Raw genomic sequence first — 17,190 nt, 5'->3', positions numbered from 1 at the left:
GGACAACACCCAGAGAAGACCTTTGATACACTCAATGAGCTAAATGCTTGGCAAAGTGTTCAGCAACAGGTTCTTCCCGATTGTCCACTTGTACTAAGTTATAACGGAACTCCAACCAGTAAAACAACGCTTCCCAGAGCTTTGGAAAAGTTGTCAAATTTAGCAGGTGTTCATCGTATTAAAATTCATGCCTTGCGACACCCGTATGTCAAGCCCACGACAAAAAAATTTGCATCTTTTTTGAAGTTTTTTCGGGCAGCTGCAATAGCTGCCCGTAGCTGTTCCATACGGTATTCATGGCTCATGCTTCCTTTCCAGATTTCTCCGTTCCTAAAAAGTCCTGCGTAACATATTCTATCTCAATCCGATCCCCAGGAAAAACATATACCCTGTTGATAAGCCGGTCTATCAGCGATTGCGTCAGGACATCGGTGCTGCCTACTTCCTGAACAATTTCCCGCTGTTTCAGCCTCGCCTCATAATCACTCTGTATCTGTTTGGTCTGCGCTGTGATAGCGGCATGGACATTCTTGGCCTGTACCAGTTCCGCGTCATATACTGCTTTCTGTGACCGGTAGGTTTCCAGATCGATCTCGCCAAGCGCATACCGTTCATAAAGCTGCCGTTTGCTGTCCTGTATAGCCCGCAACTTATCTTCATGCTCGGCCTGCTGGACCGTCTGTAAATCCAGCTTATCTTTACTGCCGTCGATTCCCAACGCCGGACACATCTGCGCCCGGATCGTCTCAAAGACTACCTGCTCCAGATCAGCCATCTTTACCCGCACGCCATGACAGGGAAAACTTTCTGACACTTCGGAATGACGGCAATAAAACCATGCTCCATTTCTGAGTGACATAGCATGATCGCAGCATCCACAAAACACCTTTCCCCGAAGCAGATAGTCACGCCTTTTTTTATTGGGGAGGGAAAAACGCTTAATAGAAGTATTGGCCTGCTCAAACAATTCCTTGCTGACAATCGCGGAATGATGGTCGGGGATTTTGAACCACTCGCTTTCATCTTTGAGCTTCATGCAGCGGCTGCCGATTTCCTGCACCTTGCGTTTGCCGATTATGTAGGTGCCGATATACCGCTGATCCTCCAGCATCCGCAGGACTGTTGAACTGCTCCATACGCCGTGTGTCCTTGACACATTATAATGGTCTTTTCCGTTATCCCTCCGATACTCTCCAGGCGTGGGAATATGGAGGGCGTACAACTTGCGGGTGATCTCTGCTGCGGTATTGCCTTCAGCCGCCCATTCAAATATCAGACGGACATTTCCCGCAACATTTTCGTCCGGCTCCATACGCCCGTCTGCGCTTTTGCGGTAGCCGTAAGGACAGATAACGCTCTGGTACTCGCCCCGGCGCATCTTCGCATATTTGGCGCTTTTTGTTTTCATGGACATATCACGGCTGTAGCACTCGCTGATAAGATACTTAAAGGCAACATCAATCCCTCCGGTATCTCCTTTGAAATTGACGGTGTCAAAATCGTCGCTGACAGAGATAAACCGGGTGTGATAGAGCGGAAACACCCGCTCGATGAAATAACCGGTCTCAATGCTGTTGCGTCCAAACCGGGATAGGTCTTTGACAATGATACAGTCGATACTTCCTGCCTGCACCATCGTCAAAAGCTCCTGCACTGCGGGACGTTCAAAATTCGTACCCGTATGGCCATTATCGACAAACTCCAAAACCTCGCCATTATCCCATTCCGGCAGCGACATGGCTTTTTCCCGCAGGATAAGGCGCTGGTTCGGAATACTCAAACTTTCTGTCTTAATATCCTCCACGGATAACCGAATATAAAGGGCAATTACATATTTGCGCATGACTCCACTTCCTTTCCCTGAAATTCACTCTTAAAGCGGAAGGTCACATGAATATCCCGTTTGTGGTCTATCTCGATCCGCTCAATCAGCCGGTCAATCAGTTCTGCCGTAAGCAGGTGATCCTTTGCCAGTGACTTTGCATCCTTTTCCATAGTCCGGTAGCGTACAAACTGTTCGTCGAGAGCATCCATATCCCTTTCAAGCTCGGTGATCTCACCGGACAGTGTATTGATGGATTCCTCATAATCCGCTTTCAGTTCAAAGTATTCCTCGCTTGTCAAAACACCCTGTACAAAGTTCTCATATAGGCCGCGGATCAACCGGCGTTTCTTTTCAATTTCCTGCCGTTTGGATGACATCTGGCCCCTGAGTTTATCCTTTTCCTGTTTTTGCCTTGCCTCCAACTGAAAGAGGGGGAGAGACATTCCCAGGGCAACCGTCAGCTCTTTCTCCAAAACAGATGTGACCGTAGCGATCAGCTCCGTTTCCTGTATCATCACACCCTTGCAGCTATCTTTTTCTACCCGGCTGTTGGTAAGGCAATGAAACCAGTAAATATCCGGCCCTTTTTTGCGCTCCGCCCGCTGCCGGTGGAGACTCCTGCCGCAATCCGCACAGAATACCTTTCCCTTAAAGATATTGGGGGTATATGGTTTTTTTGGCACAGCCTTGCTTTGCTCGCAGACCTGTTTCCGATAGTCCTGTACCGCCTCAAAAACCGCATGGCTGATAATAGGCTCATGGGTATGCCTTGCAACGATCAGATTATCGTCTCCGGCCTGTACCTGCTGGTGGTCTACAATTTTGGTCTTGCCCTGTACCAGATCACCGGTATAAACCTCACTTTCCAGTATCTTCATTACAGTACGGGTCTGCCATTTCCCGCTCCCGATCAGCCCAGGGCTGGTAATTTCACCGGTAGTCTTTTTATAATGGCTTGGGGCAGGAATCCCCATTTCATTCAGATTACGCACAATACGGTTTAACGCTACACGCTCATAAGCCCACTGGAAAATCTGCTGCACAACAGGAGCGGCGGCCTCGTCAATCAGCAGTTTATGACAGTTCTCCGGGTCTTTCCGGTAGCCGTATGGAGCCCGTGCGCCAATATAGTCACCGTCTTTCATGGCCTGCCTTGCCTGGGCCTTGATCTTCCGGCCAATATCCAGCGAATAGGCTTCATTTATCATGTTTTTCAGCGGAAGCATAATGCCTCCGTGAAGATTGCCGGGGTCTGCCGTATCAAACTGATCTGTAACCGCAATAAAACGGACATTGTGCGTGTAGAAATACTGTTCGATATAATAGCCGGTATCAATGGAATTACGCCCCAGGCGGGATAGGTCCTTAACAATCACACAGTTGATATAGCCTGCCTCAATATCCGAAAGCATCTGTTGAAAGCCCGGACGATGGAAATTCGTGCCCGTCATGCCGTTGTCGATATAGGTATCATAGACGACAAAATCCGGTTTATCAGCAAGAAAATCATTCAGGACCAGCTTTTGGTTTTCCACCGAACATCCCCGTTTCTTGTTATCCTCCACGGAAAGCCGGATATACAGTGCTACATGAACATATAAAGATGGTACTGGCTCAGCCGTGATTACTGTTTCTTTTCTGCTCTTTCTTGCCATTTAACCCACCTTCCTTTCCGCGGCCTGTTCTACGATCTGCTCTGCCAGGGCAACCGCTTTTTTGTATTCGTCCTGATAATTAAATTCAATATGCAGCTCGTCCTTGCTAATCACGCGAATACTGCGGATAAGCTGCATGACTGCGCGGCGGTCAATTTCCTCCATCGTGGAAAACTGCATGAAGTGATTGATCCAGCGGTTCCGCTCGCTGCGGTTTTCCAATACATCTGTCAGCCGTTCCTCCCATTCCGCAACTGCCTTTTGCAGCAATTCAATGTCCGCATTGTATTTCCGCTTGTAGGATAGATATTCTTCTTTGGTAAGAATCCCGCTCACCAGATTTTCATAGAGCTTCGTCTTGAAACCCTCAATCTGTGCCAACTGTTTTTCATTGGCTCTGATCTGTCCGGCGTATTCCTGGGCCAGTTCCCGGTTGATCCGTTCCTGACTGATACTGGACAACAGCGAATCCAGAGAAGCCACATTTTCAATATGGCCCTTTAAGCTGTCCTGCACACACTCGATCAAGTCGTCCTCTTTCAGCATCACAGAGGAAGCGCAGCCATTCTTTTTGCCCGTAGGGCAATAGTAGTAGTGGTATTCCTTGTCTTTGTAGCGGTTTGTCTTACGGGTCATGCGGCAGCCGCAGCATCCACAGATCAAAATACCGGAGAACAGATATACCTTATCCGATTTAGGAGAGGTCCGGGTGTCAATCCGGCGAAGTCGCTGAATCAGGTCAAAATCGTGTTTCTGGATAATCGCCTCATGGGTGCCCTCTACACGAATCCACTCGGATGAAGGCTTATCCTCACGCTCCTTCAATTTGAAGTGGGGCGTTGTCTGTTTTCCCTGCACCAGTGTCCCGGTATAGGTTTCGTCCTTCAAAATGCGGATGATGGTAGTGGCAGACCATTTACAATCCTTACGGTCCGTATAGCCGCCTTTGGCATGGGGCATCCCGTGATTCCTCTTATAAGCCAGCGGAGAGAGAATACCCATGCGGTTCAGTTCATCAGCAATATGGGAAGCACTGAATCCTTCCAGACGCTTTCTGAAAATATCCCGTACCACACCCGCTGCATACTCGTCAACTTCCAAACTCTTATGCTTGTCGCCAGTTTTTACATAACCGTAAATAGTAAAAGCTCCAACAAAATCACCGCTGCGTCGTTTCACATCCAGGGCACTCCGGGTCTTTACGGAAATATCCCGGCAGTATGCCTCGTTCATAATGTTTTTTACCGATACGGTGAGATCATCTGCAGCGTCATTTTCCGTGTCTACATTGTCATTGATGGCGATAAAACGGACGCCGTAGGCCGGAAATACCCGACGCATATAACGGCCCGTCTCTATGTACTCACGCCCCAGGCGGGAAAGGTCTTTTACAATGACACAGTTAGCCTCGCCCTGTTCGATCATCCGCATCATTTCCTGAAATGCTGGACGGTCAAAGAGGACACCGCTGTAACCGTCGTCAATCTTTTCTGCCACAACCTCAATCTCCGGGTGCCGGGCAATGAAATCATCAATGAGCCGCCGCTGATTGGCAACGCTGTCACTTTCCACCGACTTGTCATCCGTATAGGAAAGACGGATATACTTAATAGCTTTATAAACCTGCATAAAAAAACACTCCTTTCGTTGCGCAGAAAAATCCCCGCAATTCAAGAAGTGTGGTTATGCCGTATTCAATTCCTTTTCCGACTCTTATTGTACCACGCTCTTACGGGAAAGTCAGCCCTTTTCTGGAAGAAATTTTGCTTCACCGTAAAATACCCTTGATACATTCCTCCAGGGTGGCACCGCCAGGGGCAAAGCTGGCCCGGACGGTAAAACGTCCGCACTTAAAACGGTAAGGGTTTTTGATCTGGCGCACAAATTCAGTGATTCGTTCCTCGCGGGGAAGCTCCTTATCCACGGTGACATCCCGAATGTCTACCAATGAACCGCTTCCGCCAGCAGTAATATTCTCCATAATACCAACTCCTTCCTGAAATTACTGGTCTATCAAAACCACATGAATAAGCCGGACCCGCCCTATAAATAGAAACAGGTCCGGCCCATTGTATCTGATTTCGATTTTGCTTGCCGTATTTGCCACGCCCCCCGGCAGCTCTGTCTACACAAAGCGGGGTTGCCATAGGCTGCGGCCAGCTTTACCGCATCATAGCCCCGCAGATGCCGCCGCTTTGCCAGAGCAAGCGCACACCGCAGGGACTTCCCTTCAAGTCCGTGAGAGATTGTGAAAAAGTACCATTATGATCTGCGCCGTCGTCGCGCCCGGCCTGCCACAGCCGGGTCAATGGATTGCGTGGATCGCTCGGACAGCCGGATTCATCACCTCCCTGGCTGCCTGTCTTTGCGCCGCTCCATTTGCCGCTCGGAACACAGAATGACGTACCCATAGCAACGTATATTCGGTTGTCAAAGTGCAACGAGGGCACGGCCATTATGACATTTTATAGTTGGGGTGGACCAGAGCATGTGCTGTATGGCCGCACCCATTGGACTTGTCTGCCGAATATGTCCCTCTATTATTCATTTCATTTTCGGGGGCAAAGTTGCCGTCTGTCAGGAAAGTTCTTTCAAAAACTTTTCCAAACTTCGCAGGCCGGCATTGATAGAGCGAGTAATTCGGCTCTTATGGGTGCCCTCCGCTTTTGCAATATCCGATTTGCTCATGCCAAGAAAATAGTGCGCATAAATCCGATTCCGCTGTTTCTCCGGCAAAGAGGCAAGTGCCTGATACAGCCTGGCATTTTCTTCTTTCCGTTCCAAAATATCCGCAGGTGTCAGGACAATTACCAGAGCGTCACGCTCGACATTGGCATCATAGTCCAGCGAAAAATATGCTTTGTGCCGGTATGTACGCAAAATATAAGCCGCCTCATTCAGCTTATACTCATGGAGCAAATCAGCCACTTCGTCCGGCACTTCCACAATGGTATCAGTTGTATAAAACGGGTAATAATCCCGCAGATTGATCTTTTTCATTAGATTATCCTCCAATTTCAATTTTTGAGTTGATAGGCAAAATCGAAATCAGAGGGCGGGGAGCGACAGCCAGGAGTTCCGCCTACAAGAAAAAAATCAGATAGGCTTGTCCGCCTTTCAGATATGAAAAAAGCGCGTACCTGTTTTATTTCAGGAACGCGCTCATAGGAATATTTTGTTGAGTATTGGGGAAAAGGATAAAAATATGTCGATACAAAAAGCGCCGCAGCGTTTTGAGCTGCGGCACTAAAAGATTTTCGGCTATATCGTTGTCGGTTTCTGTAGAAATATTGGACCTTCCAAATGTGCATGTCTGCCCCCATACCTGGGGGAGCACAAACAGATTAGAACGGTATTGCTTTTATACTTCCCCCAATCTGTTACTTTGGGGACATTATATAGGGTATAGTAATCAGCCTCCGTTCACCTTTTTCTCAGAAGTTAATCAAGATGTTGTAATTTCACTTCTTTTGCTGCGTTGTGTCAAATTTATATCCAACACCGCGCACACTGATAATATAATCTGGAATGTCCGGGGATATTTTGAGTTTTTGCCGCAGCCGACTCATTATGTTATGAATCGCAGTTAGTTCGTTCTCAACATATTCCTCACTCCATACATGGTAGGCTATGGTTTCAAAGGTCATTACTCGTCTTCGATTCATAAGCAATAAGTAAAGGGCATTAAACTCTCTGACCGACAAATCTACCTTTTTCCCTTGGACAGCGACCTCTCTTTCTTCCAGACAAAAATACAGATCACTTTCCCGAATTTCTGTTAAAGGTTGAGACGTATCTATCCGTGCGCCAAAAGAATCCGGGTTAGTACATGGGATGGCCGAAAAGCCCTGCTGTTGTTCTGTTTCAAGGACAAACTGTATCATTTCGCGTTTCTGCTCAACATCAAGCAAAACAAAAAGTTTCTCACCAATCTGCCGGCCATTCTCCGATAAATCAAGTACCGCTAGTTTCCCATGTCATCACCTTCCTTCCTTAAAGCGTCTTTCAATTTCTGAAAGGATTCCTCGCTGATTGCGTGTTCTATCCGGCAGGCGTCTTGCTCTGCCGTTTCATGATCGACACCGGCAGCGACAAGCTGCTCCGTAAAGAATCGGTGCCGTTCATAAATTTTCTCGGCAATCTCCCGGCCTATGTCTGTCAGATGGAGAAAACCATCTTTATCCACGGTCAGAAAGCCACCGTCCCGCAGGACACCTACTGCATGGCTGATACTCGGTTTGCTAAAGCCCATGTGTCGGGCAAGATCAACAGAGCGTACCATGCCGGATTTCTTTTGCAGCATTAGTATGGCCTCTAAGTAGTCCTCGCCTGACGCATGAAGTTTCATCCGTTCCTCCCTTATGTAAGGCTCCATCCAGCAGATTTTTTTCGGATATTGACAAATTCCTGATAAATTCCGGCTTTTGCCATAAGCTCATCATGGGTTCCCTGTTCGCTAATCTGTCCATTAGAGATTACCAAAATCTGATCTGCCTGCCGGATGGTATTCAGCCGATGTGCAATTACAAGTAATGTCTTACCCTTGACCAGCTCATTGATTGCCTCCTGAATGTAACTTTCATTATCAGTATCGACACTGGCTGTTGCTTCGTCTAAAATTACAATCGGGGCATCTTTCAGAATACAGCGGGCAATAGAAATACGCTGTTTCTCGCCGCCGGACAAAGTAGCGCCGCCCTCGCCAACAACAGTCTGAAATCCATCCGGCAGAGCCATGATAAAGTCATAACACCGAGCTTTCTTAGCTGCCTCATAGACTTCCTGTTCAGTGGCGTCAGGTTTGCCCATGCTGATATTGTTATAAATTGTGTCTTGGAATAAGTACACGCGCTGGAATACCATGCTGATTTGTTCCATCAACTCAGCCAGCGGCACATCCCGAATATCCGTCCCGCGAACCGTTACCGTTCCAGATTTCACATCCCACAGCCGCGCCAGAAGGTTCGCAATCGTGGATTTGCCACCGCCAGACGGTCCCACAAGTGCGGTCATGGTATTCTTCTGCATAGAGAAGCTGATGTTGTGCAGGACTTCCTTGTCCTGATAGGCGAAGGCCACATCGCTAAATTGTACTTCTGGCTGATCCGGCTGTGCCTGTGACAGAATATGTTGATTTCCGTTATCGGGAAGTTCGGGCTCGTCCAAAACAGCTTCAATGCGGTCTAATGCGGCATTCATCACGGTCAGTCGGGTTGCTTCTCCATAAAGAGCTTTCAGAGGCCCAAAGAGATCAAAGACAAACAGCAGCACGCCCAAAAGATAAGCCAGGGAGAGTACGCCTTCCTGATGTAAAAAAACGGATAAACCGAAGATAGCGGCAATACCCACGCCATAGAGAATGTTTAAGCCAGTGGTCCACGGTGTCATTTTCTGCTCAAACTTCGTATTGACATCCCTTGATTTTTTGAAGTTTTCCGTTAATTCGTCAGATTTTTCTCCGAGCAGATTGTAACTTTTGATAACCCCAATTCCTTCAGCAAAAGACAAGACCGCATCCGTCAAATTCTCGCTTTGGTTTTGACGCCCGACAGCCTCCTTGAAGGAAACCTTATTCATATATTTTGCAACCAGCGATGCCAGCAAGGTAATGATTACCGCAATCAGCCCAAGTCTCCAATCCAGTACGAACATAAAAACAGCTAAAACCAAAGTAGACAGCATATAGCTCATCATGTTGCCAATGGTACTCATAGAAACTTCCTCAATGAAAACCATATCCGTACTGAGAACAGAGCTGATTTTGCCAATATTCCCCGATGTAAAGTAACCCATCGGCATTTTTCTTAAATGATTTCCCAACTCCATCCGTTTATCAGCAAAGATCATAAATCCAGCGGCACTTTGCAGACGGTCGCTCAAATAGTGAACCACTGTCTGAACCACTACAACAGCTAATAATCCAAGTCCGACAAACAGACAGGTCTTTCCAGTCAGCGTATTATCAGCAAACCCGGCAAAGACAATAAACGCCATGAAGATCGGCATTTTGGAGAGAATGGACTCGACAAATGCACATAGAAATGCAGCCTGAATACGGCTTTTATACCTCCCGGAGAGGTTCAGGATTCTTGAAATCAATGCAAACATTTATCTTCCCTCCTTTGCAGTAGATACTTTCCACTCGGCGCTGTCCTGAGCCGCTTTCCACAACTTTTGGTATTCTGGGCAAGCTTGAATCAGCTCCTGATGTTTTCCGGTTGCCACCATCTTTCCGTGATCCATAACGCATATTTGATCTGCGTTCATTATAGCGGGAAGTTTGTGAGCGATAACTACCAAGGTTTTTCCCTTCACCAGCTCCGCAATAGCAGCCTCCATTTTTTCCTCATTTTCTGGATCAGCATAGGCCGTGGCCTCGTCAAGCACTACAATCGGGGCATCCTTCAATATTGCTCGCGCCAGGGAAATTCGCTGGCGCTGCCCCCCGGAAAGCATTTTCCCCGCATCGCCCGCCATGGAGTGAATACCTTGCGGCAGCTTTTCCAGAAACTCCATACACTGGGCTTTCTTCGCCGCCTCCATTACTTCCTCATCGGTAGCATCCAAACGTCCAAGACGGATATTTTCCAGCAGGGAGGTGTTAAACAGGTACTGATCCTGAGCCACATAGGAAATGCGGCTGTTCAATGCCTCCAGGCTCATATCACAAAGTTTCTGCCCGCCAATGGAAATGCTCCCTTTCTGCGGGTCATAGTAGTGGATCAACAGTTTTGCAAGGGTGCTCTTGCCAGAACCGGATTCACCAACCAGGGCAGTTTTTTGTCCTGCTTTTGCCACAAGGGTAATATCGTGGAGGACTTCGTTTTCCGCTATTATCGGTTTCCCATCTGGGCCAGGCTGTGTCGTTTGATACGCAAAGGAAACATGATCGTAAGAAATGTTAAAATCCTGTCCGTGGAAATCATCCTCAGCAGCTTGCAGCGGTGCCGCATTTAACATCTGTTCAAGTGCCGTGATCTTATAATTCAGATTCGGAATCGTCTCCATAAAGCCCAGTGCTTTCAGGAGAGGAATCCCAATGCTGAGGGAAAGGCAGAGGACTAAAATCAAATCAGGTAAAGTGCTTATGCCACAGAGAACAAACCATGCCCCAAGAGGCAAAGTCAGAATAACAGTGCAGGGCAGCAGACTTCCGTATATCGCCATCCAGGGCCAGGCGGCCTTATACCATGCCAAGGTATAATCCCGATAGTCCGTTACATCCTTGCGGAAGTTCTCGTAAGATTCACTCTCCCGGTTGAAAACCTTGACAACCTCCATACCATTGATGTACTCAATGATCGTGTTGTTCATTTTCTGTGCAGACTGATAGTAGGGACCCATGCGCTTCATTCCAACAGAGTACATAATGACCATGGAGAGCAGGCTGATCGGGATAGAGGCCAAAGACATAAGAGCCAGTTTCCAGTCCGCACAAAACATAGCAACATAAATCACCAGCGGGATCAGCAAATTTGCGATACCCTCCGGGACTGAATGAGCAAGGAGCAATTCCAAGCTGTCCACATCATCGACAAACAGCTTTTTGATTGTCCCTGTCCCTTTTTCCTCCACAATGCCAAGGGGAAGTTTCTCAAACTTCTCTTGCAGAGATACCCGCAGCCGGAACAATGTGTTATATGCTGCTTTATGAGAAATTGATAATCCCCATCCATATAAAACCGCCTGCAAAACAAGACAGATCAAAACCCCTATAACACGCAATAAAACAAATTCTGTCTCAACAGAATCGCCCATAACCAATGGCGAAATGACCTGATAGGCCAGCACAAAAGGCAGGACGCCCATAAGAACGCTGACCAGTACGACAACCGTGGCCACATACATATTTTTCTTATATGGCCCTGCGTACTCAAAGATTTTTTTGAACATAAGCCCTCCTTATATTGAGCCGTACTGTCTGTGCTTCAAAAACAAGAGGCCGCCAAAGTAAAGCGGCCTCTTATCATTATCTTTCTGTCCAGTCAAGGCGGCCCTGACATTCATAATTTCTAAAATTCACTGGCGGATTCGGAAAAAATCCAAAACCTTTTTACTGCCGGATTCGTCCAATGGATAGCTTTCTTTTATTTGCCCTTTTTCCATATGGACTACATACGAACATCCCGCCATCACCAACTCCGGATCATGCGTAATAACAAGAAGCGTTTTGCCCTGATCCGCGAGTGACTTCAAACTCCGCGCAACTTCCCACATATGTTTGAGATCAAGCCCGCTGGTTGGTTCGTCAAACACAATGATCTCCCGGTTACTCACAATGGCAGATGCGATCGCTACCCGCTGTTTTTGCCCGCCGGAAAGAGAAAGCGGGTGCCTGTCTTTATATTCCAGCAGATCAAACTGTTTAAGGATTTCATCTGCAACAGTTTCATCCTCGTTGTCCATGCTCAGAAGCACTTCATCCATCACGCTTTCGGTAAATAGCTGATGGCTGGTATCCTGCATTACCATGTAGCAATGTTTGAGCCGGGCTTTCCAATCAAGGGTTTTCCCGTCAACCTGCAAAAGGCCACACTTCTTTTCCAGTCCGCAAATACAGCGGGCCAAAGTAGATTTTCCAGCGCCATTCAGGCCGATAATGGCAATCGTTTCTCCAACAGGCAGTTCAGCACTCGGAATATGGAGGCTTTCCGGTTCCCGCTTTTTATACGCAAAGCAGAAATTTTGAAATTCCATCAGTTTAGCTGTATGCGCCTGATACTGATTCGCGGGTTTCAACTTCGAGAGAGAAAACGGCCGCAGCCCCATTTCTTTTCGAGTGCTATCCGATAAACTGTCAAATTCAGCAGGCGTGTATTCCCGTTCAATCTCCCCATCTTTTACATACAGCACACGATCTGCAAGATCGTGAAGGTAGTAAAGGCGGTGTTCTGCAATCAGAATTGTTTTGCCCTGCTTTTTCCAGAGGCTCAAGACCTGCCGCAGGTCATCAATAGCAGCCATATCCAGATTAGAAGATGGTTCGTCAAGGACCATAATTCCCGGTAGCAATACACTTGATGAAGCACAGGCTATTTTTTGCTTTTCGCCCCCGGACAGAGCAAACACGCTTCGCCCCATCAAATCTTCAATATGATAATCGGAAACTGTACGGTCAATCCTTTTCAGGATATCTTCCTGGGGATAGCCTAAATTTTCACAGGCAAAGGCTAATTCACTATCCGTATCCACGTTGAAAAACTGACTTTTGGGATTCTGGAATACAGATCCCACCATAGCAGCCAAGTCATAAAGCGGCGTATCTGATACGCTTTTTCCGTCCAGAAGGACATCACCCTCTAAATTGCCCTCGTAATAATGAGGCACCAGCCCGTTTACCAAACGGGTAATCGTTGTTTTCCCACAGCCGGATTCTCCCGTGAGTAAAACAAATTCCCCTGTGTTTATGGTGAGATTGACATTTCTAATCCCTCCGCCGCTGGATTCTTCACCATAAGAAAAAGAAACATTTTGAAAATCTATCATGGCAAAATCCCTCCTGCGGAAATTATCGGGGAAGCAATCGCCCAAAATACTACAAAGCAGCAGAACAAAATCAGCACCACATCAGCGAAATTGAATTTAAGCTGACAAATATTTGTCCGTTTAACGGGAGCGCCAAGGCCACGGGTAATCGCAGAAGCGGAAAGTTCCTCCCCAATTTTCACGGAACAGGTAATCATTGGAATCAACTTATACTCCAGTATTTTTGAAGATTTTTTCCCACCGAGTTTAATCCCCCGCATTTTCATGGCATCACTGATTGCTTCCGACTCTTGAAAGACAGTTGGAAAAAAGCGGAACATGACAGTTAAGGGGATTGTCACTTCTTTAGGCATGTGGATTCTTTCCATGCCCGAAATCAATTCACTAACCGTTGTTGTTTTGACTGCATACGCAGCGATTGCAACGCTGGGAAGGATACGGCAGAAAAATCCTGTTGTAAACAGCACGAGAAAATTCAATATTCCTGTAAGGTGTGGTAAAACATAAACTTGAACAGCGTAAAAAACAGAGAACACAGCAATATAGCTTACGGCTTTTACAAATTGTTTTGAAGTAAGCAACAACAGTGCCGGAACCGCACAAAGAACAAGGCGGATCAGCCCCATAGCCTCTCCGCCTGTTCCTCCCATGACAAAAATACTTATGATGAAGATGAGCAACAGCTTTGTACGCGGATCAAGCCGCAACCCTTGTTCTGTTTTTTTGCTGAGCAGAATTTCCCGCGCCATTACGCAATACCTGCACGCTGGAAGTGCTTTTTACAAATTGCTTTGCCAAGCAGACCGCCGACAAGTCCGAACACAAAGCAGGCAACCAGCAGAACAGGAGCAATCCACATCGGCATATAGCTATTAAGCGTAGCAGCATATTCCGCACCATAGCCTTCAGTCAGCATAACCATATAGCTTTCGCGGTTCAGGAAAATGGGAGCAAAGTTGCCAAACACCCAAATGCTGAACACGCCGCAGGATAGAACGCTGCTCTTTGCGCTTTTATATCCGCCGTTTTTCAAAATTACATCAGCAATCAGACCGCCAACCAGCCCTGTTACCATCGTAAGATAGCCGTTACCAAAGAACACCATGACCAGGCCGATCAGGAAACCCATGATTGCGGTCATCCCGAATTTTTTAGCCTTTGTAACATACAGCATATAGGGGATGCCACCAATCAAAGGGCACAGCACCGCCATCAGCGGAATAAAAATGGGGATGAAGCCAAGCATCGCCACCAGCATGACAATAACAACATAGATAACCGTGTAAATGCCAATCGTGATTAAGTCCTTTCCCTCAAGTCGGGAAGCACTTTTTTTCTTTGCATCCATAAACAATATCCTCCTATCCTTGTACGGAAAAATAAAATGTGGCGTAGTTAGCATAATCTAACCACACCACATATTGTAACTGTTACCGACAATGAATCCAACCCAAACCCGATTTCATTCTACCCAAAAACGGTATTTTTTTAGGTTTAGCCAATCGTATTTTCATCTTTATAGTTCTTAGGTATTACTCCATATTTCTTTTTGAACGCAGCCGCAAAATTGCTTGGTTTTGAATATCCAACCAGCGTTGCGATCTGGCTTACATTCAAGTCGCTTTCCAAAAGCAGCCCTGCCGCTTTTTCCAGTCTTTGATCTATGATGTATGCGTGAACCGATGTCCCAAATAAAGAATTAAATCCCTTTGTCAGCTTGGAAACACTGATATTGACCTTTTTCGCCAGTTTCTCACAACTCGGTGCAAAAGCAAGCTGGCTGTCGATAATCCGCTTTGCCTCGGTAATTGAGTCCCTGTCACTTTTAGAAATGCTGATATAACTCGATGAAAGAATACTGAGTTCCAATACTTCACTCAAATACACGGACAGCAATTCAAAGACCTTGCTTTCCAGAAATAAATACCCTAAACCGCCCCGGTATTGCGTAAAATCTTTTAACTCCGCAAAAATATGTTCCATATACGGGGTGATACTCACTTTTGAAATGCCAGTCAATAATTTTTTCTCATAAGCATCTATCTCACTATCTTCAAAGTAGTCACTCAAAATTTTATGAAAATAGGGCATGGGAATTTTTATATTTTTGAAAAGAAAGTTTGTCTTTCCGGAATAACACAGATATTCCATCTTACCATGTCCTCGATAAATACAGGATTCGCCTTTCTGTATGCTGACACATTGACGTGCATCTGCAATATTCCACGATACGCCATCATTAAAGCAAAATAAAAGTTGAATATAATCTTCGCAGCTTACACCCTGCACATTCATATCTGAAAAATAATTCATTTTCCAGTCTGATACAACAGCTCCTTGCTTTGTAACAACCTGTGAAATCTGACCTGTTCCCATATCAGCCGGAATATCTATTGTCACTGTCTGCGGAGAGTTGGAGAGCAGATCATGGTACAGCTTTGTCATGTATTGATTTGTCATTGTGCGCCCTCCTTTTGGTTAGTTTTAGCTAATCACAGTCTACACCACTTGCCTTGAAAAGTCAATTTATCTCTGTGGAATATGCAAAGATTAGAGAACAAAACTGGTTATCAGTAATTCACGATACTACCGGCAAGCAATGCAATCTTCCGTAAGATTGCGTATTTTAGAGGATTTCCCGTTGCCGTGAAACCCTCTAAAATGCTTGTTGGTGACATATCCCCAAACCCCTGAGATCGTCACCTGCGGTGACGGCTGCGCGTTCCTTCGGAACGCTGAAAACTGGGAGCAACATAAAACTATTGTCGGGATTTTTGCTTGTCTTTCTGCTGCTCCTGAGACGCAGGAATGTCCAGCAGATAGTCCACATTGGCCTTGATATTGTGAAGCTCCTTCATATCAGACCGGGCCTGCTTATAGGCGGCATAGGCTTTCCGTTTCTGTTCCAGCAGACCGGCGTATTCCTCTCGGAGCGATTTGACGGAGGGCAGTTTTGTGATTCCTATGCTGTCAAAATATTTCTTCGCCGCCTGGTGTAATAGAATATCCGCCTCATGCTCCGCCCGGAACTTTTTACTATAACCAGCCTTGCGGTATTCCACATAGACCGCCCGCGTCTTGGCATAGTTCACGATCTGTTTCTGCAATTCTCCATTGGCGGTCATCTGCGATTCCAGTTCCTTGATCTTTGCCGACAGTGCATTAAAGCTGATGGTAGCCGCAGCAGCTTTTTCCAGCAAATCTTCATAGCTCATATCTCCATGCTCTTTCAGGTAGATCACCGCCTGGGAGAGCTGTTTTAAGTTAAATACCTTCGCCCAGCGTTCATAGCCCGGTCCCTTGCCGGCCCGGACCGCTGCCTCAATATCCACCAGCAGCCCAGCCTTTGGAACGGGCTTTTGCGAAAAAGTACGGCGGGGTTTTGCCGTGCGGGTGCCCTCGATCCGTTCCTGTATCGCCTGCTCGGTATAGTCGCCTTTCAGCGTATTGCACCGGGTATAGTTTTTCTGCCCCGGCCCCCGGAGCCGGAGGTTCTTGCGTTCCCGGTTGACTTCGATTCCGGCAGCCTCCAGCTTCTTCAGGAAGTCCTCAAAGTCTTTCGGCCTTTCTTCCAGGGCCGCGTCGATTGCCCGGCGTAGCTGCTCCTGGAAGGAGGGCTGTTTCGTATTTCCCAGCCATGTGCCATAGTGGTCCCTGCTGGGTTTTGGATTTTCCACGATAGACAGACCGTGCTCCAGACACAGCTTGTCATTCATGCGCCGGATCGCCCAGGTAGAGCCCCAGAAGTTGCGGAATTTCCGGGTGCAGTCAAGGGCGGTGGAATTGATGATGATGTGATTATGAACATGGTGCTTATCCACATGGGTACACACCACAAAGGCATGATTGCCCTTTGTCAGTTTCAGTGCGAGCTCCCGCCCGATCTGGTTCGCTTCTTCCGGCGTGACTTCGCCGGGCTTGAAGGCTTGCCGGAGGTGGTAGGCGATCACATCATCCGCGCCCCGGTCCCGCCCGGTCAGGTTCAAATACTGCCGCTTGGAAAGAAGGAACTCCGCATCCGCGATTCGGGTATCACACTCATAGCCATAAATGAATTTTCCAAAATCCGTTTTCCGCGGATTCTCCACATAGTCAATGATGTCCGCAATGGCCGTAGACACATCCCGCCCTTTTCCCACATGCAGCGGCATTAGTCTTGTGGTTGCTATCAGGATCACCCCCTTGCCAAAATGAAAGAGCTGCCCGGAAGGACAGCCCTTGGTA

At 47.1% G+C, this 17,190-nt stretch carries 15 protein-coding genes and 1 pseudogene; 1 reads left to right on the top strand and 15 read right to left on the bottom strand.

The annotated features are described in order from the left end of the window. Positions 1 to 24: 24 nt before the first annotated feature. A pseudogene (locus tag WMO41_RS16045) lies at positions 25 to 348 on the top strand (hypothetical protein); the annotation flags it as partial. Here the strand turns inward: WMO41_RS16045 and WMO41_RS02720 are convergent. The 15 genes from WMO41_RS02720 to WMO41_RS02650 all read right to left on the bottom strand — a co-directional run bounded on the left by WMO41_RS02720 (position 302) and on the right by WMO41_RS02650 (position 17,135). Then, a complete protein-coding gene (locus tag WMO41_RS02720; RefSeq protein WP_009250005.1) occupies positions 302 to 1,843 on the bottom strand; it encodes a recombinase family protein in 1,542 nt (513 codons plus the stop codon). The pseudogene WMO41_RS16045 and the gene WMO41_RS02720 overlap by 47 nt on opposite strands. Continuing rightward, positions 1,828 to 3,480 carry a recombinase family protein gene (locus tag WMO41_RS02715; RefSeq protein WP_009250004.1) on the bottom strand — a complete coding sequence of 551 codons (1,653 nt, stop codon included), beginning with the start codon at positions 3,478 to 3,480 and terminating at the stop codon, positions 1,828 to 1,830. Before WMO41_RS02715 ends, WMO41_RS02720 begins: the two co-directional genes overlap by 16 nt. Further along, a complete protein-coding gene (locus WMO41_RS02710) occupies positions 3,481 to 5,109 on the bottom strand; it encodes a recombinase family protein (protein ID WP_009250003.1) in 1,629 nt (542 codons plus the stop codon). A gap of 139 nt (positions 5,110 to 5,248) precedes the next feature. Beyond that, positions 5,249 to 5,461, bottom strand: coding sequence for a DUF6870 family protein (locus tag WMO41_RS02705; RefSeq protein ID WP_009250002.1), 213 nt, complete (start codon positions 5,459 to 5,461; stop codon positions 5,249 to 5,251). 181 nt (positions 5,462 to 5,642) lie between these two features. Beyond that, positions 5,643 to 5,891 (bottom strand): hypothetical protein, encoded by a 249-nt coding sequence (locus WMO41_RS02700; protein ID WP_156887068.1) that lies wholly within the window; start codon positions 5,889 to 5,891, stop codon positions 5,643 to 5,645. A 166-nt stretch (positions 5,892 to 6,057) separates the two neighbouring features. Beyond that, positions 6,058 to 6,480 (bottom strand): sigma factor-like helix-turn-helix DNA-binding protein, encoded by a 423-nt coding sequence (locus WMO41_RS02695; RefSeq protein WP_009250001.1) that lies wholly within the window; start codon positions 6,478 to 6,480, stop codon positions 6,058 to 6,060. 461 nt (positions 6,481 to 6,941) lie between these two features. After that, positions 6,942 to 7,391 carry a winged helix-turn-helix domain-containing protein gene (locus tag WMO41_RS02690; RefSeq protein WP_349228459.1) on the bottom strand — a complete coding sequence of 150 codons (450 nt, stop codon included), beginning with the start codon at positions 7,389 to 7,391 and terminating at the stop codon, positions 6,942 to 6,944. A gap of 53 nt (positions 7,392 to 7,444) precedes the next feature. Then, positions 7,445 to 7,828: a metal-dependent transcriptional regulator gene (locus tag WMO41_RS02685; RefSeq protein ID WP_349228458.1), complete on the bottom strand. Its 384-nt coding sequence runs from the start codon at positions 7,826 to 7,828 to the stop codon at positions 7,445 to 7,447. An 11-nt stretch (positions 7,829 to 7,839) separates the two neighbouring features. Further along, a complete protein-coding gene (locus WMO41_RS02680) occupies positions 7,840 to 9,588 on the bottom strand; it encodes an ABC transporter ATP-binding protein (RefSeq protein ID WP_009249998.1) in 1,749 nt (582 codons plus the stop codon). Then, entirely contained in the window at positions 9,589 to 11,373 is a 1,785-nt protein-coding gene (locus WMO41_RS02675; protein WP_009249997.1) for an ABC transporter ATP-binding protein, read from the bottom strand. Between the two features lie 126 nt (positions 11,374 to 11,499). Then, the gene (locus tag WMO41_RS02670; RefSeq protein ID WP_009249996.1) at positions 11,500 to 12,966 is read right to left on the bottom strand and encodes an ABC transporter ATP-binding protein; all 1,467 of its coding nucleotides are present in this window, start codon (positions 12,964 to 12,966) and stop codon (positions 11,500 to 11,502) included. After that, the gene (locus WMO41_RS02665) at positions 12,963 to 13,715 is read right to left on the bottom strand and encodes an energy-coupling factor transporter transmembrane component T (RefSeq protein ID WP_009249995.1); all 753 of its coding nucleotides are present in this window, start codon (positions 13,713 to 13,715) and stop codon (positions 12,963 to 12,965) included. The genes WMO41_RS02670 and WMO41_RS02665 overlap by 4 nt, the downstream gene beginning before the upstream one ends. Then, positions 13,715 to 14,314: an MptD family putative ECF transporter S component gene (locus WMO41_RS02660; RefSeq protein ID WP_009249994.1), complete on the bottom strand. Its 600-nt coding sequence runs from the start codon at positions 14,312 to 14,314 to the stop codon at positions 13,715 to 13,717. Before WMO41_RS02660 ends, WMO41_RS02665 begins: the two co-directional genes overlap by 1 nt. A gap of 146 nt (positions 14,315 to 14,460) precedes the next feature. Beyond that, positions 14,461 to 15,426 (bottom strand): helix-turn-helix domain-containing protein, encoded by a 966-nt coding sequence (locus tag WMO41_RS02655; protein ID WP_009249993.1) that lies wholly within the window; start codon positions 15,424 to 15,426, stop codon positions 14,461 to 14,463. 299 nt (positions 15,427 to 15,725) lie between these two features. Next, a complete protein-coding gene (locus WMO41_RS02650) occupies positions 15,726 to 17,135 on the bottom strand; it encodes a relaxase/mobilization nuclease domain-containing protein (protein ID WP_044983844.1) in 1,410 nt (469 codons plus the stop codon). Positions 17,136 to 17,190: the final 55 nt, after the last annotated feature.

The organism is Ventrimonas faecis (genome assembly GCF_040096075.1).
GTDB lineage: Bacteria > Bacillota > Clostridia > Lachnospirales > Lachnospiraceae > Brotaphodocola > Brotaphodocola faecis.
This window is presented reverse-complemented; position numbering and strand designations above follow the sequence as displayed.

What these genes read in the sequence shown, in the direction of transcription:
- WMO41_RS02720 (WP_009250005.1), bottom strand. Translation starts at nt 1,843, where the DNA reads ATGCGCAAATATGTAATTGCCCTTTATATTCGGTTATCCGTGGAGGAT.
- WMO41_RS02715 (WP_009250004.1), bottom strand. Translation starts at nt 3,480, where the DNA reads ATGGCAAGAAAGAGCAGAAAAGAAACAGTAATCACGGCTGAGCCAGTA.
- WMO41_RS02710 (WP_009250003.1), bottom strand. Translation starts at nt 5,109, where the DNA reads ATGCAGGTTTATAAAGCTATTAAGTATATCCGTCTTTCCTATACGGAT.
- WMO41_RS02705 (WP_009250002.1), bottom strand. Translation starts at nt 5,461, where the DNA reads ATGGAGAATATTACTGCTGGCGGAAGCGGTTCATTGGTAGACATTCGG.
- WMO41_RS02700 (WP_156887068.1), bottom strand. Translation starts at nt 5,891, where the DNA reads ATGGGTACGTCATTCTGTGTTCCGAGCGGCAAATGGAGCGGCGCAAAG.
- WMO41_RS02695 (WP_009250001.1), bottom strand. Translation starts at nt 6,480, where the DNA reads ATGAAAAAGATCAATCTGCGGGATTATTACCCGTTTTATACAACTGAT.
- WMO41_RS02685 (WP_349228458.1), bottom strand. Translation starts at nt 7,828, where the DNA reads ATGAAACTTCATGCGTCAGGCGAGGACTACTTAGAGGCCATACTAATG.
- WMO41_RS02680 (WP_009249998.1), bottom strand. Translation starts at nt 9,588, where the DNA reads ATGTTTGCATTGATTTCAAGAATCCTGAACCTCTCCGGGAGGTATAAA.
- WMO41_RS02675 (WP_009249997.1), bottom strand. Translation starts at nt 11,373, where the DNA reads ATGTTCAAAAAAATCTTTGAGTACGCAGGGCCATATAAGAAAAATATG.
- WMO41_RS02670 (WP_009249996.1), bottom strand. Translation starts at nt 12,966, where the DNA reads ATGATAGATTTTCAAAATGTTTCTTTTTCTTATGGTGAAGAATCCAGC.
- WMO41_RS02665 (WP_009249995.1), bottom strand. Translation starts at nt 13,715, where the DNA reads ATGGCGCGGGAAATTCTGCTCAGCAAAAAAACAGAACAAGGGTTGCGG.
- WMO41_RS02660 (WP_009249994.1), bottom strand. Translation starts at nt 14,314, where the DNA reads ATGGATGCAAAGAAAAAAAGTGCTTCCCGACTTGAGGGAAAGGACTTA.
- WMO41_RS02655 (WP_009249993.1), bottom strand. Translation starts at nt 15,426, where the DNA reads ATGACAAATCAATACATGACAAAGCTGTACCATGATCTGCTCTCCAAC.